General features: G+C 58.1%; 16 protein-coding genes and 1 pseudogene. 14 read left to right on the top strand and 3 right to left on the bottom strand.

What is annotated here, in order from left to right:
- The first annotated feature begins 90 nt into the window (after positions 1 to 90).
- The 5 genes from purB (at position 91) to ABRP87_RS09615 (ending at position 5741) form a co-directional block, all read left to right on the top strand.
- Positions 91 to 1530, top strand: coding sequence for an adenylosuccinate lyase (gene purB, locus ABRP87_RS09635; protein WP_198010518.1), 1440 nt, complete (start codon positions 91 to 93; stop codon positions 1528 to 1530).
- Between the two features lie 53 nt (positions 1531 to 1583).
- Positions 1584 to 2477 (top strand): phosphoribosylaminoimidazolesuccinocarboxamide synthase, encoded by an 894-nt coding sequence (locus ABRP87_RS09630; RefSeq protein WP_198010514.1) that lies wholly within the window; start codon positions 1584 to 1586, stop codon positions 2475 to 2477.
- A 106-nt stretch (positions 2478 to 2583) separates the two neighbouring features.
- The gene (locus ABRP87_RS09625) at positions 2584 to 4707 is read left to right on the top strand and encodes a S9 family peptidase (protein ID WP_023023864.1); all 2124 of its coding nucleotides are present in this window, start codon (positions 2584 to 2586) and stop codon (positions 4705 to 4707) included.
- Positions 4708 to 4796: 89 nt separating this feature from the next.
- Complete coding sequence (locus tag ABRP87_RS09620) at positions 4797 to 5480, top strand: DUF2334 domain-containing protein (protein ID WP_023023862.1); 684 nt, start codon at positions 4797 to 4799, stop codon at positions 5478 to 5480.
- A gap of 27 nt (positions 5481 to 5507) precedes the next feature.
- Entirely contained in the window at positions 5508 to 5741 is a 234-nt protein-coding gene (locus ABRP87_RS09615) for a helix-turn-helix domain-containing protein (RefSeq protein ID WP_023023861.1), read from the top strand.
- 6 nt (positions 5742 to 5747) lie between these two features.
- On the opposite strand, the gene ABRP87_RS09610 is transcribed toward ABRP87_RS09615, so the two are convergent.
- A complete protein-coding gene (locus tag ABRP87_RS09610; protein WP_349868545.1) occupies positions 5748 to 8480 on the bottom strand; it encodes an ExeM/NucH family extracellular endonuclease in 2733 nt (910 codons plus the stop codon).
- A gap of 279 nt (positions 8481 to 8759) precedes the next feature.
- On the opposite strand from ABRP87_RS09610, the gene purS reads away from it, so the two are divergent.
- The 6 genes from purS to ABRP87_RS09580 all read left to right on the top strand — a co-directional run bounded on the left by purS (position 8760) and on the right by ABRP87_RS09580 (position 15315).
- Positions 8760 to 9002 (top strand): phosphoribosylformylglycinamidine synthase subunit PurS, encoded by a 243-nt coding sequence (gene purS / locus ABRP87_RS09605; RefSeq protein ID WP_005279580.1) that lies wholly within the window; start codon positions 8760 to 8762, stop codon positions 9000 to 9002.
- On the top strand, positions 9003 to 9686 hold the full coding sequence (gene purQ, locus ABRP87_RS09600; RefSeq protein WP_023023855.1) for a phosphoribosylformylglycinamidine synthase subunit PurQ: 684 nt from the start codon (positions 9003 to 9005) through the stop codon (positions 9684 to 9686).
- A gap of 13 nt (positions 9687 to 9699) precedes the next feature.
- Positions 9700 to 12009 carry a phosphoribosylformylglycinamidine synthase subunit PurL gene (purL, locus tag ABRP87_RS09595; protein ID WP_023023852.1) on the top strand — a complete coding sequence of 770 codons (2310 nt, stop codon included), beginning with the start codon at positions 9700 to 9702 and terminating at the stop codon, positions 12007 to 12009.
- Positions 12010 to 12154: 145 nt separating this feature from the next.
- Positions 12155 to 13438 carry a glycosyltransferase family 87 protein gene (locus ABRP87_RS09590; protein ID WP_349868543.1) on the top strand — a complete coding sequence of 428 codons (1284 nt, stop codon included), beginning with the start codon at positions 12155 to 12157 and terminating at the stop codon, positions 13436 to 13438.
- 233 nt (positions 13439 to 13671) lie between these two features.
- Complete coding sequence (locus tag ABRP87_RS09585; RefSeq protein ID WP_284849510.1) at positions 13672 to 14826, top strand: ImmA/IrrE family metallo-endopeptidase; 1155 nt, start codon at positions 13672 to 13674, stop codon at positions 14824 to 14826.
- Between the two features lie 3 nt (positions 14827 to 14829).
- A complete protein-coding gene (locus ABRP87_RS09580) occupies positions 14830 to 15315 on the top strand; it encodes a DUF4411 family protein (protein WP_284849509.1) in 486 nt (161 codons plus the stop codon).
- Here the strand turns inward: ABRP87_RS09580 and ABRP87_RS09575 are convergent.
- Complete coding sequence (locus ABRP87_RS09575) at positions 15312 to 16298, bottom strand: GIY-YIG nuclease family protein (RefSeq protein ID WP_284849508.1); 987 nt, start codon at positions 16296 to 16298, stop codon at positions 15312 to 15314. The two genes, ABRP87_RS09580 and ABRP87_RS09575, sit on opposite strands and share 4 nt — an antisense overlap.
- 155 nt (positions 16299 to 16453) lie before the next feature.
- Here ABRP87_RS09575 and ABRP87_RS09570 point away from each other — a divergent pair, with 155 nt between their 5' ends.
- A complete protein-coding gene (locus ABRP87_RS09570) occupies positions 16454 to 17632 on the top strand; it encodes an alpha/beta hydrolase fold domain-containing protein (RefSeq protein ID WP_349868541.1) in 1179 nt (392 codons plus the stop codon).
- A 19-nt stretch (positions 17633 to 17651) separates the two neighbouring features.
- On the opposite strand, the gene ABRP87_RS09565 is transcribed toward ABRP87_RS09570, so the two are convergent.
- Positions 17652 to 18659, bottom strand: coding sequence for a TDT family transporter (locus ABRP87_RS09565; RefSeq protein WP_349868539.1), 1008 nt, complete (start codon positions 18657 to 18659; stop codon positions 17652 to 17654).
- Between the two features lie 70 nt (positions 18660 to 18729).
- On the opposite strand from ABRP87_RS09565, the gene ABRP87_RS09560 reads away from it, so the two are divergent.
- Together ABRP87_RS09560 and ABRP87_RS09555 are read left to right on the top strand one after the other, a co-directional pair.
- Positions 18730 to 19746 carry a LysR substrate-binding domain-containing protein gene (locus tag ABRP87_RS09560; RefSeq protein ID WP_284770369.1) on the top strand — a complete coding sequence of 339 codons (1017 nt, stop codon included), beginning with the start codon at positions 18730 to 18732 and terminating at the stop codon, positions 19744 to 19746.
- Positions 19747 to 19900: 154 nt separating this feature from the next.
- Positions 19901 to 23452 (top strand): annotated as a pseudogene (locus ABRP87_RS09555) (restriction endonuclease); the annotation flags it as partial.
- Between the last annotated feature and the right edge of the window lie 80 nt (positions 23453 to 23532).

Below are 23532 nucleotides of genomic sequence, written 5' to 3'. Positions count from 1 at the left end.
ACATAACCTGCCCCGGCATGGGGGCAGAGTTACGAATCCTGGGTAACCTCAAGCGGAACTGCTAACAACGTAATGGGCAGGCATGGAATAATGAGCCACGTGGCTGAGAAGAAGAATATCCCCAACGTCCTGTCCTCCCGTTATGCTTCTGCGGAGCTTGCCAATATCTGGAGCGCGGAGCATAAAATCATCCTCGAGCGCAAGCTGTGGATCGCCGTGATGCACGCCCAGAAGAACCTAGGCGTGGACATCCCCGCCAAGGCGATTAGCGCGTACGAGGCCGTGATCGAGGACGTGAACCTCGAATCCATTGCTGAGCGCGAGCGCGTCACCCGCCACGATGTGAAGGCACGCATCGAAGAATTCAATGCGCTGGCCGGCTACGAGCACATTCACAAGGGCATGACCAGCCGCGATCTCACCGAGAACGTGGAGCAGCTGCAGATCCACACCTCGCTGGAAATCATCCGGGATAAGGCCATCGCCGTGGTCTCGCGCATCGGCCGTCACGCCGCCGAGTACCAATCCCTAGTTATGGCTGGGCGCTCGCACAACGTGGCCGCGCAGGCCACCACGCTGGGCAAGCGCTTTGCCACCGCCGGCGATGAAATGCTGCTGGCCATCGAGCGCGTGGAAGACCTGCTTTCGCACTACCCGCTGCGCGGCATCAAGGGCCCCATGGGCACCTCGCAGGACATGCTCGATCTCATGGGTGGTTCCGAAGATAAGCTCGCCTCCCTAGAGACCAATATCGCGGATTACCTGGGCTTTCGCCGCATCTTCAACTCCGTGGGCCAGGTGTACCCGCGCTCGCTGGATTTCGATGCCATCTCTTGCCTCGTCTCCCTGGGCACCGCCCCGGCATCGCTGGCCACCACCATCCGCCTGATGGCCGGCAACGAGACCGTCACCGAGGGCTTCAAGGAAGGCCAGGTCGGCTCGTCCGCCATGCCGCACAAGATGAACGCCCGCTCCTGCGAGCGCGTGACCGGCCTGCAGGTCATCCTGCGCGGCTACCTCACCATGGCCGCAGACCTCGCCGGCAGCCAGTGGAACGAGGGCGATGTCTCCTGCTCGGTGGTGCGACGCGTTGCGCTTCCCGATGCCTTCTTTGCCATCGACGGCCAATTCGAAACCTTCCTCACCGTGCTCGATGAATTCGGCGCCTTCCCCGCCATGATCGACCGCGAGCTGGAGCGCTACCTGCCCTTCCTCGCCACCACCCGCATCCTCATGGCTGCGGTGCGCGCCGGGGTGGGCCGCGAGACCGCCCACGAGGTGATCAAGGAAAACGCTGTGGCCGTGGCGCTGAATATGCGCGAAAATGGCGGCAACCAGGACTTGGTCCAGCGCCTCGCCGCAGACGACCGCCTGCCCATGGACGAGGCCGAGCTCGAAAGGGTCCTCGAGGATAAGCACGCCTTCATCGGCGCCGCCGAATCCCAAGTCTCCCAGGTCCTAAACCGCATCAAGGCCCTTGTGGGCGAGCACCCCAAGGCCGCGGCTTATACACCGGGCGAAATCCTTTAGCGCTGTGCGCGGGCTTACGTTCCCGCGCACGCCCGCGCGTTATGATGAAGACCATGCGTCCTGAGCTTTCTTCTTATACCCATGTAGCCTCCGGTAAAGTCCGCGATATTTACGATGTGGATGACACCACCCTGCTGATGGTGGTCTCTGACCGCATCTCCGCCTACGACTTTGCCTTGGAACCGGCCATCCCTGATAAGGGCCGAGTTCTCACGGCCACCTCGAAGTTCTTCTTTGATGCCATTGACTTTCCCAACCACCTCGCGGGACCGCTTGATGATGAGCGCATTCCGGAAGAATGCTTGGGTCGCGCCATGGTGGTCAAGAAGCTAGACATGCTGCCCTTTGAGTGCGTGGCACGCGGTTTCCTTACCGGCTCCGGCTTGAAGGAATACCAGGCCGACGGCACCGTCTGTGGCATCGAGCTGCCCGCAGGCCTTGTCGAGGCCTCCCGCCTGCCCGAACCCATTTTCACCCCTGCTACGAAGGCGGAGCAGGGCGATCACGATGAGAACGTCTCTTTCGAACACGTGGCAGATAAGCTCGGCCGCGAGCGCTCCGAGGAGCTACGCGCGGCTACCTTGCGCATTTACGCCAAGGCAGCCCAGCTGGCGGAGGAGAAGGGCATCATCTTGGCCGATACCAAATTCGAGTTCGGCCTCGATGCGGATGGCACGCTCGTGCTTGCCGATGAAGTCCTCACCCCCGATTCCTCCCGCTACTGGCCCGCAGATTCCTACGTGGAAGGCGAGGTCCAGCCCTCCTTTGATAAGCAGTACGTGCGCGATTGGCTGACTTCTGATGCCTCCGGCTGGGATAAGTCCTCTGAGACCACCCCGCCCGCGCTTCCCGATGACGTCGTTTCCGCCACCCGCCTGCGCTATATCGAGGCCTACGAAAAGCTATCGGGTGAGCGCTTCGCGGACTTCCTTGCGCCGCGTTCCTAGCCGCCCAGGCCGGTCTAGGCCGGATAGGGCAACCGCGCGTTAGCTGGTTGCCCACGGCTGTTGCCCGCCGCTGGGGCATAACCGGTGACGCGTACAGTGGTAGGGCATGAGTGATGAAAAGACGACCGCACCGGTAGCCCCAGTCCACCCCGTAAAGCGCGAATTTCACGGCCGCGAATTCGTGGATAATTACGAGTGGCTACGCGATAAGCAATCGCAGGAAACCCTGGATTACCTCAATGCCGAAAACGATTACACGGCGGCGCATACCGGGCACTTGGATGCGATGACGGAGAATATCTTCCAAGAGATTAAATCCCGCATTAAACAAACCGATATGTCCGTGCCAGCCCGCCGCGGTAAGTACTGGTACTACGGCCGCTCCGAGGAGGGCAAGAACTACGGCTATTCCTGCCGCATCCCGGTAGAAGAAGGCAGCGATCCCTGGACCGCACCGGTGATTCCGGAAGAAGGAAGCCCAGAAGGCGAAGAAATTATCTTGGACGCCAATGCCCTGGCAGAGGGAAGGGACTTCTTCGCCCTTGGTGCGGCCTCCATCTCAGATTCCGGCCGCTACTTGGCCTATTCCGTGGACTTCGCTGGCGATGAGCGCTTTGAACTGTCCATTAAGGACCTCGATACCGGAGAGCTGCTGGACGATCACCTCACCGGCATTTTCTACGGCGCTACCTGGGCAGGCGACGGCTATATCTTTTACTCCACGGTGGATGATGCCTGGCGCCCGGATGCGGTGTGGCGCCATAAGGTAGGCACCGAGCAATCCGCGGATGTGCGCGTCTTCCATGAGGAGGATGAGCACTTTAACGTGGGCATCGGCAGTGCCCGCTCCGATAAATACCTCTTCATTGGGGTGGGGTCGAAGATTACCTCGGAAGCCTGGGTGCTAGATACGGACAACCCAGAAGGCGAATTCCGCCCGCTGTGGACGCGCGAGACCGGCGTTGACTACGACGTAGACCATGCCGTGGTGGGCGGCGAAGACTACTGGATTGTCACCCACAATGCCACCGGCCCGAACTTCGCGGTGGGCTATGCCAAGGTCGATGAGGATCTTCCCGCCCTGCGCGAACTGCCGGAGCTTTTGGCACACGATGACACCACCCGAATCGAGGGCGTGGACACCTACCGCGACCACATGGTGGTGGGCTACCGCCGCGGTGGCATCGGCCGCGCCGCCATCATGCGCGTTGGCGATGACTTCGGGGAATTCGAAGAACTCAACTTCAACGAGGAACTCTTTACCGTCGCCGTGGACGGCAACCCGGAATGGGACGCGCCGGTAGTCCGCGTGAACTACGTGTCCTATATCCAGCCCGCGCAGCTTTTTGATTACCGCGTGGATACCGGCGAGTACACGCTGCTAAAGGAACAGGAAGTCCCCGGCGGCTATGTTCCGGATGATTACGTGGCCTACCGCATCTGGTCGACCGCCAGCGATGGCACCAAGATCCCAGTCTCCGTGGTGCACCGTTCTGACTTGGACCGCACCAAACCCAATCCGACGCTGCTGTATGGCTACGGCTCCTACGAGGCCAGCATGGACCCGTACTTCTCCGCGACCCGGCTATCGCTCATGGACCGCGGCATGATTTATGCGGTTGCCCACGTGCGCGGCGGCGGCGAGATGGGCCGTCAGTGGTACGACGACGGCAAGATGCTGCAGAAGAAAAACACCTTCACCGATTTCATCGCTGTGGCTGATGACCTCATCGAGCGCCGCGTGACCACCCCGGACCAAATGGTGGCCGAAGGTGGATCCGCCGGCGGCATGCTCATGGGCGCCGTGGCGAATATGGCACCTGACCGCTTTACCGCTATCCAAGCCGTGGTCCCCTTCGTGGACCCGCTGACCTCGATGCTCATGCCAGAGCTTCCCCTTACCGTTCCCGAGTGGGAAGAGTGGGGCGATCCGTACCACGATCCGGAATACTACGACTACATGAAGTCCTACTCTCCCTACGAGAATGTTGAGGCCAAGGACTATCCGGACATCTTGGCTATCACCTCGCTGAATGATACCCGCGTGCTGTATGTGGAACCGGCGAAGTGGATTGCGCAGCTGCGCGCTACCGCCACCGGCGGCGAGTTCCTGCTCAAGACGGAAATGGCCGCCGGGCATGGTGGCGTATCCGGCCGCTACGATAAGTGGCGCCAAAACGCCTTCGAATACGCCTGGACCATCAATAAGGCCACCGGTCTTACGGAATAACCGCGCAGCACGGTCACGCGCTGGCCGGCACCCTGGCCTGCGTTCTGGCCAGCGCGCGGATCTGGCGGTACTGTGCGATAATTTGAGCTATGACTAGCCACCTTCTGGTTTCTATCTCCAGTATTTTTGAGGACACTCGGAAGCAGGCTACAAGCTTCCTGTCGGTTCTGGACCGGGAGGAAATTCCCGTCTCCCTGCTCATCGCCCCGCACATTGATGGCAATTGGCACCTGGCCAAGGACAAGGACACTCAACAGTGGCTGAAAGATCAGGCGGCCGCGGGCCGTCCGCTTATCCTCAATGGTTTTGACCAGGCAGTCCAAGGCCGCCGCGCGGAGTTTGCCAACCTCAATTCGCATGAGGCGAAGCTGCGCCTAGCCGGTGCGACCCGGCAGATGGCGCAGATTGGTTTCGAACCTACCATCTTCGCGCCCCCGCGCTGGCGCATGTCTCCCGGAACGTTGCAGGTCCTGCCCAAATTCCCCTTTGAGGCGGCGGCTTCTACCCGCGGCATCCTGGAGGTGCCCACCGGCAAATTCCACCAAGCCCGCAACCTTTCTTTTGGTGAGGGCTTCGGTTCCGCCAAGTGGTGGCGTAAAAACATCATCCGCGCGGCCGAGCGCTCCGCCGAGCGCGGCAATACCGTGCGTCTTTCCGTCTCCGCCCGCAACCTAGATGACCGCAAGGTCATCAAGGACTTTGTAAAGGCAGCCCGCCGCGCCCTCGACGCGGGCGCTACTCCCGCTGATTACAGCATTTACCTGCCGCGTTAGTCCGGTGGAGGCCTCATAGTAGATCACATGAAACGAACAGATGAACTAACAACGCAACAGGCGGCAGACCTTCTGAATGTCTCTCGGCCGCGAGTCATCGAGCTCATGGACGAAGGAGCCCTGGAGGGACATACAGAATACGCCCACCGGCATCTGTATGCCTCCAGCGTGCAGGGCTATAAACGCCAGAGAGACCTTGAGCAGCGTGCTGCTGCAGACGAGCTCGCGGTGCTTTCTGACGAGATGGGCTTATACGAGTAGGCGCTCCTACTTGCTTAGGCCGTTGATGAAGTCCTTCGCCTGCTGCGGGAGCATGCCCCAGATTCCAGCGGGGATGATCTTCTGCAGGTTGCCGGTGGCCGCCATGAAGCCGGGGATAGCGAGCAGGCCGGCCAAGATGGCAAAGCCGATAATGGCGCCGGTGCCCCAGGAGCTAGAGCCGAACCCGAAGCCTGGGCCATCGGTGTTGTCGTCCTGGTTGGCATCGTTGCCCTGATCGCCGTCGTCGGTGGATTCATCCTCGCCGAGCGTGAAGCCGACCTTGACGGGGTCGTGGTCAGAGGCGCGGAAGGGGGAATCGTCGTAGAAATCTACGGCGTTGTAGTTGCGGCGGGAGTACTCAAAGGCGACGGGCTCGTCGGCGTTGATGTTCCACACTTGGGCATCGTCAAGCGCGCCCGAAGCAACCTCATTGGCTAGGACGTGGTCCAAGGTACCGAGCAGGCCGCCAAACTGGTAGGAGGTATCGGCGCCGTACTTTTCCGCAGGCACGGTAAAGCCATCATTGCGGAAGACATCGAGCGCGGTTTCATGGGTGTAGGTATTGAAATCACCCAGGGCGAAAAGCGGCTTATCTTTCCAATCGTCCTGCTTGTGCAGGGCATCGAGCACGGCCTGGGCTTGGGCATTGCGGACGTTGGGGTTATTGCCCTGGCCATCGCCGGAATCCTCATCGCCCTTGGCCACCGAGCCCTTGGACTTGAAGTGGTTGGCCACGGCGACGAAGGACTCGTCATCGCTATTGAGCGGCTGGAATTCCTGGGCCAGCGGCTCGCGGGCGGTGCCGGAAAAGCGGGGATCCTGGAAGATGCGGGATTCGCCCACGGGCTTGACCACATCCTTGTGATAAATGAACGCGGTGCGGATGACATCGGGGTGCGCGGGGACCTGATCCTTGGACGGGGAGGGCACGAAGGCCCACTTTTCGGTGCCCGCGGCCTCGTTGAGTTTTTCGGTCAGGCGCTTCAGCGCCTTATCACGCTGGTCAAAGTCCCCGGTTACGGCGTAGCCATCTTCGATTTCGGAAAGGCCGATGACATCGGCATCAAGGCCATTGATGGCGGCGACGATCTTGCGCTCTTGGTCCTTTAAAGCCGATTCGGTATAGGCGCCGCGGGTCTTGCCGCGGTTGACGGTAACCTTATTGCCCGCGCGGTCGGTATAGGCGCTGCCGCCGAATTCCTCGCCCAGGGAGGTGAAGTAATTCAGCACGTTGAAGGCACCGATGGTGTATTCGCCCTTGACGTCATCAACTGCGTGCAGCTCCGCATCGCGGGATTCTTCCCAGGAGATGGGGAGATCGGCGCCGGCGGTCTCACCGGTGACCGGCTCGGTGGGCTGGAAGCGCCACTGATCGTGGGAGTATCCCACGATGACCGGATGCTGGAATTCCACGGTATCGGTGGTGCGCAGGGACTTGATGGTCTTTCCGCCATCTTGGGCGATATAGGGCAGCGGGGTGTCCTTATCGGTCCTTAAATAATCGCGGGTGCGGCCATCATCTAGGGTAACGAGCTTTTCGGCGTTGTCCTTGGCCAGTTTTTGCAGCTCGGAATTGGGGTCGGTGGAAGGGGAGTGGACATCGGAAGGCTGGCGGAAGGCTTCATCGCCTGGGGCGAGGCCGACCTCGCCGTATTGGTTAAGCGAGTAGTTATTGGTCACGGTGTGCGTGCCGGGCTGGATGAGCATGTGCTCAAAGGACTCGCGGGCGGAATCGCCTTGGGGCAGCTCATCCACGGCGAGCGGGGTGACCTCCTCCAGCGCGGTATCGAGCTGCTTGAGGGAAGAAGCGCTGACCTGGGTAGCGCCGTAATACTCGGAGACCTGGCCGGTGACCTCGACGGAATCGCCGATGCTGGGGTATTTATCGGCGCCCTTTTTACCCATGTGGACAAATAGCGCCTGGGAGGCATCGGTGGCTTCTTTGCCGGTGCCGCCGGTCTGGATGGTAAAGCCGTTGAGCCCGCCCTCGCTCCACACGCCGGTGACAACGCCCTGGGTAGCAACGTTTTGGCCCTCGAGCGGGGAGGTATCGCCGGGGCCTTGGATTTCCGCAATCGGGGTTATGCCTTCGGGCGCGGGAAGATTCTCAGAACCTGCGGAATTATCGGAGCCACCCGGCTGCGGGGCCGGGGACTCGTTGCCAGAGTTGGTAGGAGACGGTGCACCGATGGTGAAGTCTGCGGAGTTGTCATCGGTATCGGCGCCCGCCGCGTTGCGGGAAGCAGAGGTGTCATTAGACAGCGAGCCCGTGGCAGCTCCTTCAGACTTGGAGGCGGCGCCGTAACCTACGAGGTCAATGGTGTTGCCGGTGGCATCGGCAAGCTGCACCGAGCCCTTCGTGCCGGACATATTGACCTTGCCTTGCGCATCCGGGGTGGGAAGAGCCTGGGCCTGGCCATTGCCGGCCGCACCCTGCACCAGGTAGTAACCGTGGGGAGCAATGGTGCCAGACAGGGTTATCTTGCCGCCGCTATTGCCGTTGGAGGCGAAGTACTCCACGGACCAGCCGGTGAGATCGATTGCAGCATCGGTGGGGTTATAAAGCTCGATGAAATCATTGGAAAAGCTCGCACCCTTATTTCCGCCACCGCCGTAGACCTCAGAGATGACCGCGGTGGAATTATCCGGGGCGGCCAAGGCGGTAGGCACCGCGACGGATAGGGAGAGGGTGGAGAAACTGGCAGCGAGGGCTACCCTGCCAAGGCGGCGAAGAGCCATAGAAGTCACCTTAATCATAGAGAAAGTTGTCATGGACGCCTTTTATTTTTACTCGCTGAACAATCGGTGTACCCAGGGTCGCAATCGGTGGGGTGTGCGCGAGCAGGCGGTGAAACCTGGGTGCCGCGCAAAATTCGTTTTCCTGTTGGTCGTAATTTACGCGGAGTTTGCATTACCGGGGTGAAAACCCTGCAGTGGGGGTATATCTAGGGATTGGGCGGGGGTATGACTACACTGAATCGGGCAGACCTAAGCCCCATACAGTAAGGCAAAAATTTCATGGCTCGTGTAGTTGTCAATGTCATGCCCAAGGCGGAAATTCTGGATCCGCAGGGCCAAGCTGTCGTCCGCGCATTGGGTCGCATCGGAGTATCCGGTGTCAGCGATGTGCGCCAAGGAAAGCGCTTCGAACTCGAGGTAGATGATTCCGTTACCGCAGAGGAACTGGATAAGGTGGCAGAAACGCTGCTGGCTAATACCGTCATCGAGGACTACGAGGTTACGCAGCTGGAGGTCAAGTAAGTGACCGCAAAAATCGGAGTAATCACCTTCCCCGGCACCCTGGATGATGTGGATGCCGCCCGCGCGGCCCGCACCGCCGGCGCCGAGGTCATTAACCTCTGGCACGCAGATGCTGATCTGCACGGCGTGGACGCGGTAGTCGTGCCGGGCGGTTTTTCCTATGGTGACTACCTGCGCTCGGGCGCTATTTCGGCGCTCGCCCCCGTCATGCGCAGCGTCATCGACCGCGCCAAGGCGGGAATGCCGGTGCTCGGCATTTGCAATGGTTTCCAAATCTTGACTGAAGCAGGCCTCTTACCGGGCGCATTGACCCGGAATAAGGGCCTGCATTTTCATTGCACCGATACTTACCTGGAGGTGGAGCACTCCACCACGGCCTGGACCAGCGAGTTTGAAAAGGGCCAAAAGATTTTGGTGCCCGCCAAGCACGGTGAGGGCCGCTTCCAAGCAGGCGATGACGATATCGCCCGCATCGAGGGCGAAGGCCGCGTGGTCTTCCGCTATACCGATAATTACAACGGCTCCATCAATGGCATTGCTGGGGTAAGCGATGAGACCGGCCGGATTGTGGGCCTCATGCCGCACCCCGAGCACGCCATTGACCCGCTGACCGGCCCATCCACCGACGGATTGGGACTATTCGTATCCGCCATCAAGGCCGTCGCGGAAGCGCCGGCGGTTTAAGGAGGCCACCTACATGACCGTTTCTAATGACACCGTAGACAAGGCGCAGTCCACCCCGGATGAGCAGCAGCCGTACGTTGAGCTCGGCCTGAAGGATGACGAATACCAGCGCATCCACGATATTCTGGGCCGGCGCCCCACCGACGCGGAGCTGACCATGTACTCCGTGATGTGGTCCGAGCACTGCTCCTATAAGTCCTCCAAGACGCACCTGCGCTACTTTGGTGAGACCATGACGGAGGAGATGGGGGAGAAGATCCTCGCCGGCATTGGTGAAAACGCCGGCGTGGTGGACATCGGCGATGGCAATGCGGTGACCTTCCGCGTGGAATCGCACAACCACCCCTCCTACGTGGAGCCCTACCAAGGCGCGGCCACCGGCGTGGGCGGCATCGTCCGCGATATCATGGCCATGGGTGCGCGCCCGATTGCTGTGATGGATCAGCTGCGCTTTGGGCCTGCCGATGCCCCCGATACCAAGCGCGTGCTACCCGGCGTCGTCTCCGGCGTGGGCGGCTACGGCAACTCCTTGGGCCTGCCCAATATTGGCGGCGAGACCGTCTTTGATGAAACCTATGCCGGTAACCCGCTGGTCAACGCCTTGTGCGTGGGCACCCTCAAGGTCGATGACCTCAAGCTCGCCTTCGCCTCCGGCACTGGCAATAAGGTCATGCTCTTCGGTTCCCGCACCGGCCTGGATGGCATCGGCGGCGTATCCGTACTGGCCTCCGATACCTTTGAAGACGGCGCGGAGCGCAAGCTTCCTGCCGTGCAGGTGGGCGACCCCTTCGCGGAAAAGGTGCTTATCGAATGCTGCCTGGACCTCTACCACGCCGGTGTTGTGGTGGGCATCCAGGACTTGGGCGGTGCCGGCCTGGCGTGTGCCACCTCTGAGCTGGCCGCGTCCGGCGATGGCGGCATGGAGGTCAACCTCGATGCCGTGCCGCTGCGCGCGGAAAACATGACCGCCGCGGAAATCCTCGCCTCCGAGTCCCAGGAGCGCATGTGCGCCGTCGTGGCACCGGAAAACGTGGAGAAGTTCCGCGAAATCTGTGAGCACTGGGAGGTCACCTGTGCCGAAATCGGTGAGGTTAGTGAGGGTGACCACCTGGTCATTCGCCACCAGGGCGAGGTCGTCGTCGATGCCCCAGCTGGCACCATCGCAGATGAAGCGCCCGTCTACGAGCGCCCCTATGCCCGCCCCGAGTGGCAGGATGAGCTGCAGAAATACCAGGGCACGGACAAGCGCGGCCTGGTGGAATCCCTGCAGAAGCTCGTCTCTTCGCCTTCGCTGTGCTCGCGCGATTTCATCATGAATCAGTACGACCGCTACGTGCGCGGCAATACCGTCCAGTCCCATCACGCGGACGCGGGCGTGCTGCGCATCGATGAGGAGACCGGCCGCGGCGTCGCCGTTTCCGCCGATGCTTCTGGCCGCTACACCAAGCTGGACCCGAACATGGGCGCGCGCCTGGCCCTGGCGGAGGCCTACCGCAACGTCGCGGTCACCGGCGCCAAGCCCGTCGCGATTACCAATTGCCTGAACTACGGTTCGCCGGAAAACCCGGACGTGATGTGGCAATTCCGCGAATCCGTGCATGGGCTTGCCGATGCCGCCGTGGAACTGTCCATCCCCGTCTCCGGCGGCAACGTCTCCTTCTACAACCAGACCGGCTCCGAGCCCATCCTGCCCACCCCGGTCGTAGGCGTGCTTGGCGTTATCGACGATGTGCACCAGGCCATTGGCAATAACCTGGGCACCGTCAATGAGAAGGAAGTCCTCATCGCCTTGGGCGAGACCAAGGATGAGTTCGGCGGTTCCATCTGGCAGCTGGTGAGCGCCGAGGGCGCCGACAAGGACAACCTCAACGGCCTGCCACCCCAGGTGGACATGGCCAATGAGAAGCGCCTCGCGGACTTCTTCCACGGCAACGATCTGCTCACCGCCGCACACGATGTCTCCGAGGGTGGCCTTGCCGTCGCCGCCTTTGAGATGGCCAAGCGCGCCGGTGCGCTTGCCGATGCCGCCGGCCTCGGCCTCGACCTCGATCTCACCGCCGTGCACGAGGACGCCTTCACCGCGGCCTTCTCCGAGTCCGCTTCCCGCGCGCTCGTGGCCACCACCGCTGACCGCGCCGATAAGGTGCTTGCCCGTGCGGCAGAGCTCGGCATCCCCGCGGCCATCGTGGGCGAGACCACCGAAACCGGTGCCCTTACCCTGGGCGGCGAATCCGTGGCCATCTCCCAGCTGGTTGAGGCATGGTCTGCCACCTTGCCTGACCTCTTCGGTCACGCCGTGGGTGCCAACTCCGTTGTGGAGTAAGCCAGCCCCTGTCACCGCTTAGCTCAAGCCCGGCTTTGGCCGGGCTTGAGGAGCATTTAGACTATCTTCGGTGATCGGGGCCGTTGTCCAATGAGCATCGCCCTTTCTCTCTGTCTCGAATCGAAATTTTTATATTAGGAGTCCCATGAGCGCGCATTCCCGCCATCAAGCCTCCGCGCCCGCATCAACAGTGCTGCGGTGGTATCACCATTGTATTGGGTTGGTGTTTGGCCTCGTGGTTGCCGTAATTTCTGCCGGAAAACTGAATTACGGTGACTGGGGTGCGCTATGGATTGCTGGATTGCTCGTTCGCGATGGAAATCGGGAGCATTTATATAGAATCGATGAACGCGATTTCGCACTGCCACGTGGTGATGTGTGGTTAGACACCATCGCCCACTCTGATGTCACTGAGTTCCCGCACCCTTATGTTCACGTCCCATTTCTCGCGGATGTGATGAGCCTGGTCGTGCGGGTCATGAGTTTTGATGTCTCCGTGATTTTACTCGCGATTGCTTCCGGTTGGGCGTTGGTGGTGCTGATAGTCTCCGCCTGGTTCTTGTGGTTTGAAGAAGAGATACCAACCATGGCCTTGCTTTTTGGAATCCTCTTGGGCTGGGCATCGGTAGCTTTTCAATCATCGTTGCTACTTGGCCAGACGAGCCCGCTGATTTTTGCGGGAGTTGCCTACGGCCTTGCTGCTGCTCGCGTGCACCCAGTGCGCGCGGGAATTGCACTAGGGCTTGTATCTGCAGTGAAGCTAACCCCCATTATTCTCGTGCTCATCTGCGTGGTTTTCCCGCGGGCGCGGAAAGCGGGATTGGTAGCACTCGGGACAGGAGCCGTTGCTGTACTCTACTCAATCGTCGTTTCTGGCTGGGACGTGTTTACCTCTTGGTGGGATACCCTTCAGGACATCAAGGCGGCAATAATGGTCGCTCCTGTCAACGGATCGATTGCTTCCCAATTGAGCACCAACCGCGTTGAAGATGACAGCATTCTTGTCACCATCGTCCATGATCCTTCACTGGTTGCCAGCCTTATTCCGCCTTTTGTAGCCCTGGCATTGATTGCGCTGGTTATTGTTACCGCTTTGCGGTCACAGGAGCCGTGGCGCATTGCTGCCGTCGGCATCTTTACGGTTCTTACGGCTACCGCCAATATCTTGTGGGACCATTACGTCTTGTGTGCCGTATTGCCACTGCTAGGCGTTCTGGCCCGCGGGCAGAATCGCATCATTTATGTTGTGCCGGTCTTGGGGCTCTTCTTCTTCCCACCACTGGCCAAGGCAGATTCTGATATGTGGTTGTCGTGGTCCTCGTTGATCGTCTTGGTGGGCTTCGTCATCGCACTGTGTATCGCGGAGCTAAGCCGGAAGGACGCCCTGCCTCTGCGGGACCGCCGCCTTTCCTTCAAAAAGGCGAGTTAGTAGGCGGCTTTTCTCCACTAAATCCGCTACCACGCACCTCCGGAACCGAGGACTTGAAGATCGCTGCCCGGCTGCTATCCGCCCGATGATGGTGGCACCCACTCAGTGATGGTGTATATCCACGGCGGGCAGTTGGTGCTGAATGCGCTTGCCGATGCTGCCGACCTCGGCCGGGCCTTATTGTTTGGTTTACGCTACTATTTAAGATCTATGGACAGTGAAGGAGGATCGTCATGGCACCTGTACGAGTGATGATTCAAACTGCTGTGCTCGCTTGGGCGGTATCCCGCACAGGGCTCTCACAATCCGCGCTACTCAAGCAATTCCCCAAAATCCATGAATGGGAAACTGGTGAAGAGCGTCCCACTCTAAAACAAGCGAAAGACCTAGCGAAGAAAGCTCACATCCCTTTCGGCAGGCTGCTTCTCGATGCCCCCACAGGCGATGGAGTTGAGGTCGCGGATTTTAGAACCGTGCGCAATGAGCAGCTCGATACGGTCAGCCCAGAGCTGCAGGAAGTCATGTTCGCTTCCCAGACTCGCCTCGATTGGTACGCCGAATACGCACGGGACATAGGAATTGATCCGCCGGAGCTTTTCCGTAGCGCGACGATTTCTGAGTCTGCAGCGGTTGCTGCTAGTAGCGTTCGGGACGCGCTCCGCCTCAAGCAAGAAGCTCCTCTTCCTGGGCGTGACAAAGTTCGTGAATTGGTTTCATTGATGGAAGATGCCGGGATACTCGTCGCCCGAAACTCCATTGCCGAAAACTCCACCCGTAGGGCACTTAATGTAGAGGAATTTCGTGGATTCACCCTTGAAGAGGATGGCTACTGCCTAGTTTTCATCAATACCCGCGATACCAAGACAGCCCAGCTTTTTAGTATTGCGCACGAATTGGCGCACGTTGTGCTTGGTAAACCCGGAATTTCTGATCATTCGGAGCGCCTAGAAACTGAGCAATGGTGTAATCAATTTGCTGCGGCCTTCTTGTGCCCGGGAGCTTCCTTAAGGGAGGATTTCCAGCCCACTGACGAGCTAGAGGAACAGGTATCAACGCTATCCAAGATATACGGTATGAGCCGCGAAGCATTGTTGTGGCGGCTAGTAGGACTTGGAATTGTCCCACAAGAAGAAGCTATTCCACTTGCGGCACGGTTCCGGAAAGAACAGGCGCTAATAAAGACTTCACGAGATGCTAAAGGTGCGCCTCCCCGCCATGTTTTAATTAAATCAAGGGTGGGAGAGAGATTTTTTGAGACAGTATTAGACGCCGCAGAATCAGGAGTCCTACCTGAAAAACAAGCTGCAAGTCTTCTGGGAACAACTACGTATGATTCCTTTGAAAAGCTTGTGTCGTCTGCACGATCTTCGGGAAGAAAAGCGGTATAAGCGATGTACGTCATCGATACGAGTTTTCTTGGTGAGTTAACGACTACTTATCCAGAAGATATATTCCCTAGCTTATGGAAAGAGCTTGAGACGAAGCTTTTCGTTCCGGGGATTTGCTTCCATGATGAGGTCCACGAAGAAATGAAGAACTGGGGGCATCCTCGCTTTGCGTGGTATGAAAACCTTGTCCGGCCCAGTCAGCGGTTGTCTCCTGATAAGGCAGAAATCCTAGCTTATGAAGAAATGACACGTTGGGTCAGTACGGAGCGCGAGCCTAAATACAAACCAAACGCAGTAAATATATTTTTGGATGCTGCAGATTCTTGGTTAGTTGCCTCCGCGTATCGGCATAAAGCGAAGATTGTAACCAACGAGAAACCCGCGCCAAATGGAAAAGCACGAGTGAAGATTCCGGATGTAGCACAGTACTTTGGCGTCGAGTGTTTGGGTGGTATTGATTTCTTAAGAAAACTTAATATCAGTATTTAGTCTCCTGTATGTGGTATAGAACTTTGTGGAGCTAAAACCGCGTGTATGTAGGTGAATATCTCGTCCGCGAGAGCGTCGCTATGGTACTTCGAAAACATCGTCGTGCCCTTTCGCATTTGGCCGAGCGCCAATTCACGAGCAGCAAGCAGGATCGAATCTTCCATCAAAAGCTCATCGATTGCGAAGTCTCCGGGATACAGGATGGTCTTAACAGGGCCTGCTGAACGATAACTACTTCTGAACGTGTAGCCGCGCATATACGCCGGCGGCTCGTAGGTATCAGCGATATTTAATGTCGTGCAGGGCTTCCAAGTTCCGCCTTTGGAATTGCGACTAATTCTTAGGAAGAGCATTTCCACGTTGTTAATGCTCAAAGTGGCCACGCGGCGATCGATAGCGGACCTGTTTGTAGAGGGCATCGCCGTGACGGTCCAGATTTTCTTCTCCGTCAGATGTGGATAGGGGATGACATATGCCACGTAAGCGGACAGCGACCTTAAAATGTCCTCCCATCCAGGCTGCTTTCTAAGCTCCTCGAACTTTTTATTTGAAAGGTTTCGCTTTTTAGCGGTAACGGCTCGGTCGCCGATTTCGACCTCTCCTTCATCGGTAGCTTCTACGTCGAGCCATTTGGCTTGGACTTGCTGATCTATGAGCGCATCGAGTGGGGAATCGCCCAAAGGCTGTGCGAGGAGTGTCTTATTGCGCAGTAGAATTCCTGCTTTTCGGCGGCGTTGAATCTCGCCATATTCTGCCATGTTGAGGTCCCTCGCAGGAACCGGACAGAAATTTACGGCAACGATGTCAGGGTAGGTTCGCCGGTGGTCCGCTAGGCGCGAGGGAAAATTCACTGACTGACCCACGTATTGCTCGCCATTGGAAAACTCAAGCACATAGATGCCGCATGGATTTTTCAGCGTCAAGACTGCCGAGGGAGCCACATCGGAGGTGTAGTCCCACCTTTTGAATCGGAGATTACTCATTGCTTTCCCACTTTATTCGTCTGGTTCAAGTTAATCAGGCTGTGGTCGTGACTTCCTCGTAAAAGCGCGGAAACACTTGCGAGTGACTCCGGTTCTCTTACTGAAAGCAGAATCTCCACCATGCATTTCCGGAAACGAGGACTAACGTTGCCGGTATGAAGATCGTTGCCCGGTTGCTGTCCGTACCGCTTGCGCTTGTAGCTTTCCTCGCGCTGTGGCTTGCGGTGGCACCGTTTACGCCGCATATTCCGTATTGGGGTACGGGTTCGCTCATTGGCCCGCAGTACGTCGGGCCGGTGATAATCTTTTCCCTTATCCTTCTGGTCCTTGCGGTGCTAGGAAGGTTCGGCTCCCGCAGCTTCTACGTGCCAGGCGCGTTTGCGGCGGTTGCGTTCATTGCAGGCATAGCGCTTTTTGGGACGCAGATTCATGCTGCGAAGGAGCAGGGGACCGACGTGGATATTCGCGCCGCGTTGAGCTGGGCTGGTGTGGAAAGCACCGACGAGGGCCCTGATCACACCGTGGCCTACGATTCCTTCCATGACGAGGACCTGGACATGGATATCTATGAGCCCAATGATGGCGGCATCCACCCGGTGATGATGTATGTCCACGGCGGCGGCTGGGATCAGATGAACAAGCGCTCCCAGGCATTTAATATGCGTCAGATGGCGCAGCGTGGCTACCTCGTATTATCCATCGATTACACGCTGTCCAGCTTGGATCAGCCCACGTGGAAGGTGGCAGCAGGGCAGGTGGGCTGCGCGATGAATTGGGTCAATGCCCACGCGGCGGATTATGACGGCGACCCGGAGCGCTTCTTTATGTACGGCGAATCTGCGGGCGGCCAGTTGGTGCTGAATGCGACTGCCGATGCCGCCGCGCACCCCAACCACCTACCTTCCGCCGATTGCCCCGGCACACCGGCCGTTCCCCGCGCCGTGTATGCGGATTCACCGGCCCTCGATGTCCGCCACATCTATGACTCCGACGATGCCTATGCCGCGCCAGGCTCCCGCGATACCGTGCAGAAATACCTGGGTGGAACGCCGGAGGAATATCCCGACCGTGCAGATTTTGTTACCTCGGCGACGCACCTTACTTCGGACATGCCACCCATCAAGATTGTCCGTAGCGATAACGATCGCCTCGTCCCGCCGGAAAGCTATGACGATTTTCGCCGCATAGCGCATGAAAAGAATATCGACCTGAGCGAGTACGTGCGCCCACACGCTGACCACGCATCGGCGCTTAGCGCTCACGGAGTCTGGAACCAGCACTTGCTCCAGGCGATGCCCCAGTTCTTCGCCGAGCACGATCCGCAAGGTTCTTAAGTACCCGAAGACCCTGAAGTTATGCGTGGCTCATTTGGCTGACCTTGAAATGCTCGGAAACGGTTTTGATGGCTCCGAAGGCAGCCCAAGTGACGTGAAGGAGGAGCAGAACCAGCAGAGCGGCGCTCACGGTATCCATCCAGCCCAGACCCCACGCGAGCGCCGCGGGCTGTGTGGATAGGGTATGGGTGCCGAGGCAGCACGTGCCCACGGGGAAGGTACTGGCCCACCAGCTGGGGTTATAGGACATTGGGGTATTTCCTAGGGCGGTACCCCAGTGCTTGGCCAAAGCGTAGATGCTCAGCGGCACGCCCAAGCCCAGCATCGCTACACCATAGACCATGGCGCGGAAATGCCATTGGTCACCGGCGAGTAGCTGTGCTGCGGCGGTGGACTGGCCGACCAACCCCATCGGGATCCAAGCGGTGGCAGCGAAGCTAATGGGAACCTTGGGAAAGGTGCGCAGGTAAACGACGGCAAACGTCGGCAGTCCTGTCACCCAAGCCACTACGAAGCAGAACACGCCGATGCCGTGGATGACCGAGCCCCATTCACCAGCATGCGGTACTAATTGCGCCGACGAGGTTGCGGAAACCATGGGGGCAACAAGGGGTAATCCCCAGGTAAAAGCGGGGTTAGAAGGGCGGTCGGAGAAAAGAAACTTGAGATATTTTAAACAGGTAATGACGCTCAGGATTGTTCCTACCGCCCAACACACGGTGTGAATCAACCAGGCGTCAAAGATAAGTGAGTAGGCACTACCCAAAGCGAGGATGCCCATGGAGACCATGCCCCATGCAGGCATGTCGCTGGAGTTGAATCCCGGAGTGCGGTGCTTAATAAATCCCGCTGTGAACGCCAAGAAGACAAGCGTTGCAACGCCGAGCATGATTTCTGCTGGAAGGCGGCCCAGGATTGGGCTCAGGTGAGCATCGATGAGAGACGAGGAGATTCCGAGTCCCATTACTGCTCCGGCCCAGCCAGCTCCTAGCGGAGGGAGCTCTATCTCATTGCGAATCTTTAACATATTCTTCAGGCTAGGCACTGCTTGATGTGTGCGGGAGAGCGTATAATCCGAACGGGGTTACAATAAATGAATGTACCCCTCACGAGAAGATGGTAACGATGGATTCTCTCCCGTTCGACGCAGCTACGTTCCCGATGCTTTCACAGTTGATGCCGTCCTTGCTGTAGCTCGATATGGGGGTATGAACCAGGCTGCGAAACATCTGAATGTCTCCCAACAAACGGTTAGTACGCGCATCGCCAAGTTTGAAAAACGCCTCAATAATCGCATTTTTTGGCGCGGAGCCGCGGGTAGTTCCGTCACAGAAGTGGGCAGCCAAGTCGTCCGTGTACTCGAGGGACTAGAAGGCGCCCTGAACGAATGCGCGCGTGGCCTCGAAACAGCCGTTGGGGTTGGGGTCACCGAAGACATTAACTTGGTGGTTTCTCATACTGTGGCCGAAGTGGACTACCCCCGCTGGGCCGCGGCCTACCAACGCGCTCACCCACATACTTATCTGTACATGCGTCAGCTCAACAGCCGGGAGGCGCAGCGCCACGTGGTTCAAGGACAGGCAGAACTAGCGATTATTGAAGGCCACTGGGTGGCCCACGAACTGCACGAGCGTGTGGTCGGGCACGATGAACTCGTGGTTGTTGTCCCCGCAGAACATCGCTGGGCGAAGCCGCGCAACCACAATCAGCCAGTGACCCCGTCAGCATCAACGTCAGCACCAACATTGGAAACGAAGGTATCTCCAGTGACGAAGGAGGAGCTGCAATCTACGCCCTTGGTGCTGCGTGAACAGGGAAGCGGCACACGAGAGGTGGTGGCGGATGTTCTGGGAGTGCTCGCCCCGCCGGCAGGGGAGTTCGGGTCTCTGGGAGCTCAACGTACTGCGATAGGAGCTCTGGGTGCGCCGGGGGTTATCGCGCGGAGAGCGGTGGCGTCACAGCTCGCTACAGGAGAATACGTAGAGGTTCCGGTGGTGGGAATCAGCTTTGACCGGCCGCTACGGGTGGTGTGGAGTGCGCAGAATCGTCTTTCTGATCCGGCCCAACATTTTTTGCGCTTCCTTGTGGACTATGCGGACGGGCGCAAGGACTAAAACGCGTAAAGACTCAAGATATATCCAACCCGGGGCAATCATTTCCCTATGTAAACGGGGCTGACCACTTGAGTAAGCCATTTCATCGGGCTACAGCTAGCGAAATGCAGCAATAACGAAGGAAACCTGAAGCACCCTCAGGCATAATGTTCCTATGTCAAAGTTCTCTGAGGTCCTGGAACAGCTGCGCGAAAACCAACCAAAGGCGAAGTATGGCATCGCTTTTGAAAAGCTGATGGTCAACTATTTTCAGACTGATCCCACTCTCAAAGCACAGTTTGATGAGGTCAGCCGGTGGACTGACTGGCGCTATAACGGCGGCAAGGCCGATACCGGAATTGACTTGGTGGCCCGCCGCCGCGATGACGGGACGTGGACCGCTATCCAGTGCAAGTTCTATGCGTCCACCGCGCGCATCCAGAAATCGCACTTGGATTCCTTCTTTGAGGCCTCGGGGCATTCCTTTGAAACGGAACATGGCCGCGAGCACTTCGGTAGCCGGATGATCATTTCCACCACGGATCACTGGTCCTCGCACGCCGAGGAAGCATTGGCCAACCAGATTATCCCCACCAGCCGCATTGGTATTTCTGCCATCGCAGAATCGCCCATTAACTGGGACGTCGCCTTTCCAGGCTCCGAGGTGCAGGATAAAAATATTTAAATCAACCTCTCGCAGCGCAAGACCTTTGAGCCGCGCCCGCACCAGCAAACGGCCATCGACAAGGCCATCGAGGGATTTCAGACCCATGACCGCGGCAAGCTCATCATGGCCTGCGGTACCGGCAAGACGTTTACTGCGCTGCGCCTCGCGGAGCGAGTGGCAGAAGATAGGGGAGGCAAGGCGCGCATCCTGTTCCTGGTTCCTTCTATTTCACTGCTTTCGCAGACGCTGAAGGAATGGACGGCGCAGGGGCGCCTCGATATGCGCGCCTTCGCGGTGTGCTCGGACTCGAAGGTATCTAAGAAGGCCGAAGACATTGCGGTCTATGACTTGGAAGTCCCCGTCTCTACTGAAGGCGCGGAGATTGCGCGGCGGTTTGAGTCTGGTAAGCGTGCCAAGGGGCTCAACATCGTCTTTTCTACCTATCAATCCTTGCCGGCTGTGCACGAGGCACAGCAGCAGGGCCTAGATGACTTTGACCTCGTTATTTGCGATGAGGCCCACCGCACTACCGGCATCACCCTGGCCGGCGAGGACTCCAGCAACTTCGTGCGCGTGCACGACGCGGACTACATCAAGGCCTCTAAGCGTTTGTACATGACTGCAACGCCGCGGCTTTTCGATGACGCCGTGAAAGGCAAGGCCGCCGAGCACTCTGCAGAGCTCACTTCCATGGACGATGAGGGCATTTACGGCCCCGAGTTCTACCGGTTGGGCTTTGGCGAGGCCGTGGATAAAGGCCTGCTTACGGATTACAAGGTTTTGGTCATGACCGTTGATGAATCAGTAGCTGCCAACGCCATGGCTCATAGCGAAGACAATCAGATCAACCTCTCGCTTGCCTCCGCAATGATCGGTGCGTGGAATGGCCTGGCCAAGCGTTCTGGTGAGCTGCAAGGAAAGAAAGGTGGCTTCGATGAAAACGCCCACCCCATGCAGCGCGCGGTGGCCTTTGCCAAGGATATTAAGACCTCTACCCAGATTGCGGAGAGCTTTCCTTCCCTGATTAGGACTCACCAGGAGCTGCTGAAGGATAAGGCGGTGCTTAATGATGTCTCCTTGACCAACGTTGATCTCCAAGTTGCTGCCCAGCATGTCGATGGCGGCATGAACGCCATGGAGCGCGGTACCAAACTGTCCTGGATTGAATCACCCGCGTCAGAAAACGAAGCCCGGATACTGACTAACGCGCGGTGCCTTTCGGAAGGCGTGGATGTACCGGCGCTGGACTCGGTGATCTTTTTCAACCCGCGCAACTCCATGGTGGATGTGGTCCAATCCGTGGGCCGCGTGATGCGTAAATCTGCGGGCAAGGACTACGGCTACATCATCTTGCCGGTTGCCGTCGCGCAAGATGTCTCGCCCTCGGAGGCGCTCAATGATAACCAGCGCTTCAAGGTGGTCTGGCAGATCCTTAACGCGCTGCGTGCACACGATGATCGCTTTAACGCCAAGATCAATTCCATCGCGCTCAATGGAGCCAACGCACAAGAAGAACTACCCATTGATGTCAACCATGTCCCGGGTGACAAGGAGAAAAGCGATAAAGAAAAGCTGGAGGATGCAGAACGCACCAAGTCCACTGAGGCTTTTGAGGATTTTTCCGCAATGACCCAGCAGATTGCTTTGTTCTCTTTGGAGCAATGGCAAGAGGCCATCTACACCAAGCTGGTGGATAAGGTCGGCACCCGCACCTATTGGGAGGACTGGGCCGATGACGTTGCCACTATTGCAGAAAACCAAATTACCCGCATTACCGCGCTGGTAGAAAACGCCGATGAGGACCTGCGCCAAGAATTCGACGAATTCGTTGAGGGCCTGCGCAATAACTTGAACGATGGCATTTCGGCTGATGATGCCATCTCTATGCTCTCGCAGCACCTGATTACTGCACCGGTGTTCAACGCCCTCTTTGAAAACCATGACTTCATTACCCACAACCCAGTAGCCCAGGTCATGGAGAAGATGGTGGCGGCACTATCCAAGGCCAACCTGGACACGGAAACCGAATCGCTGGAGAAGTTCTACGAATCCGTGCGCATTCGCGCCTCTGAGGTGACCTCTGCTTCCGGTAAACAGCAGGTGATCAAGGAGCTGTATGAGCGCTTCTTCCGCAAGGCCTTCAAGAAGCAGGCAGAGGCCCTCGGCATTGTCTACACCCCGGTGGAAATCGTGGACTTCATCCTGCGTGCAGCCGATGAGGTCTCCCGCAAGCACTTTGGCAAGGGGCTTAGCGATGAAGGCGTGAGCATCCTCGATCCCTTCGCCGGTACTTCGACATTCATGGTGCGCCTGCTGCAGTCTGGCCTCATCAAGCCGGAAGACTTTGCGCGCAAATATGCCAATGAGCTATTCGCCACCGAAATCATGCTGCTGGCGTACTACGTCTCTGCCGTCAATATCGAGACCACCTACAACGCCCTGCGTGAGGAGGCCGCGCAGCGCGACGATGAGCCGGCACCGGAATACGTACCGTTTACGAATATCGCGCTTGCCGATACCTTCCAGGTCCACGAAGAAGGTGATATTCCAGACCTCAACATCTTCCGCGAAAATAACGCCACCATCGAGCGCCAGAAGAACGCGCCCATCAACGTCGTGATTGGCAACCCGCCGTATTCTGCCGGCCAAAAATCCGCGAACGACCTCAATGCCAATCAGAAGTACCCGAGCCTGGATAAACGCATCGCGGATACCTACGCGGCCAAGTCCACGGCCACGAATAAGAACTCCTTGTATGACTCCTATCTGCGTGCTTTCCGATGGGCCACCGATCGCATCGGTGACCAAGGAATCGTGGCTTTTGTAACGAATAATGGGTGGATTGACGGTAACACCGGTGCTGGTGTCCGCTTATCGATGGCGGAAGATTTCACTGACCTCTACATCTATAATCTTCGAGGTAATTCGCGTACCTCCGGTGACCAAGCAAAACGTGAAGGAGGAAATGTTTTTGACATTCGGGTCGGAGTTTCGATTGCCGTGGGGGTTAAAGATGAGTCCAAGCAATCATTTGACTTGCACTATGCCGAATTACCGGACAATTGAGAGTGTCTAATGGTTTGTGTGTGGGAACCTAACCCGCATAAGGAGATGAACCAGAATGACTACTATGGCGAGAC

Origin of the sequence: Corynebacterium sp. KPL2830, assembly GCF_040225635.1 — a bacterium.
Taxonomy (GTDB): Bacteria; Actinomycetota; Actinomycetes; order Mycobacteriales; family Mycobacteriaceae; genus Corynebacterium.
This window is presented reverse-complemented; position numbering and strand designations above follow the sequence as displayed.

Coding starts and splice junctions, on each gene's coding strand:
- purB (WP_198010518.1), top strand. CDS start 91: ATGAGCCACGTGGCTGAGAAGAAGAATATCCCCAACGTCCTGTCCTCC.
- ABRP87_RS09630 (WP_198010514.1), top strand. CDS start 1,584: ATGCGTCCTGAGCTTTCTTCTTATACCCATGTAGCCTCCGGTAAAGTC.
- ABRP87_RS09625 (WP_023023864.1), top strand. CDS start 2,584: ATGAGTGATGAAAAGACGACCGCACCGGTAGCCCCAGTCCACCCCGTA.
- ABRP87_RS09620 (WP_023023862.1), top strand. CDS start 4,797: ATGACTAGCCACCTTCTGGTTTCTATCTCCAGTATTTTTGAGGACACT.
- ABRP87_RS09615 (WP_023023861.1), top strand. CDS start 5,508: ATGAAACGAACAGATGAACTAACAACGCAACAGGCGGCAGACCTTCTG.
- ABRP87_RS09610 (WP_349868545.1), bottom strand. CDS start 8,480: ATGGCTCTTCGCCGCCTTGGCAGGGTAGCCCTCGCTGCCAGTTTCTCC.
- purS (WP_005279580.1), top strand. CDS start 8,760: ATGGCTCGTGTAGTTGTCAATGTCATGCCCAAGGCGGAAATTCTGGAT.
- purL (WP_023023852.1), top strand. CDS start 9,700: ATGACCGTTTCTAATGACACCGTAGACAAGGCGCAGTCCACCCCGGAT.
- ABRP87_RS09590 (WP_349868543.1), top strand. CDS start 12,155: ATGAGCGCGCATTCCCGCCATCAAGCCTCCGCGCCCGCATCAACAGTG.
- ABRP87_RS09585 (WP_284849510.1), top strand. CDS start 13,672: ATGGCACCTGTACGAGTGATGATTCAAACTGCTGTGCTCGCTTGGGCG.
- ABRP87_RS09580 (WP_284849509.1), top strand. CDS start 14,830: ATGTACGTCATCGATACGAGTTTTCTTGGTGAGTTAACGACTACTTAT.
- ABRP87_RS09575 (WP_284849508.1), bottom strand. CDS start 16,298: ATGAGTAATCTCCGATTCAAAAGGTGGGACTACACCTCCGATGTGGCT.
- ABRP87_RS09570 (WP_349868541.1), top strand. CDS start 16,454: ATGAAGATCGTTGCCCGGTTGCTGTCCGTACCGCTTGCGCTTGTAGCT.
- ABRP87_RS09565 (WP_349868539.1), bottom strand. CDS start 18,659: ATGTTAAAGATTCGCAATGAGATAGAGCTCCCTCCGCTAGGAGCTGGC.
- ABRP87_RS09560 (WP_284770369.1), top strand. CDS start 18,730: ATGTACCCCTCACGAGAAGATGGTAACGATGGATTCTCTCCCGTTCGA.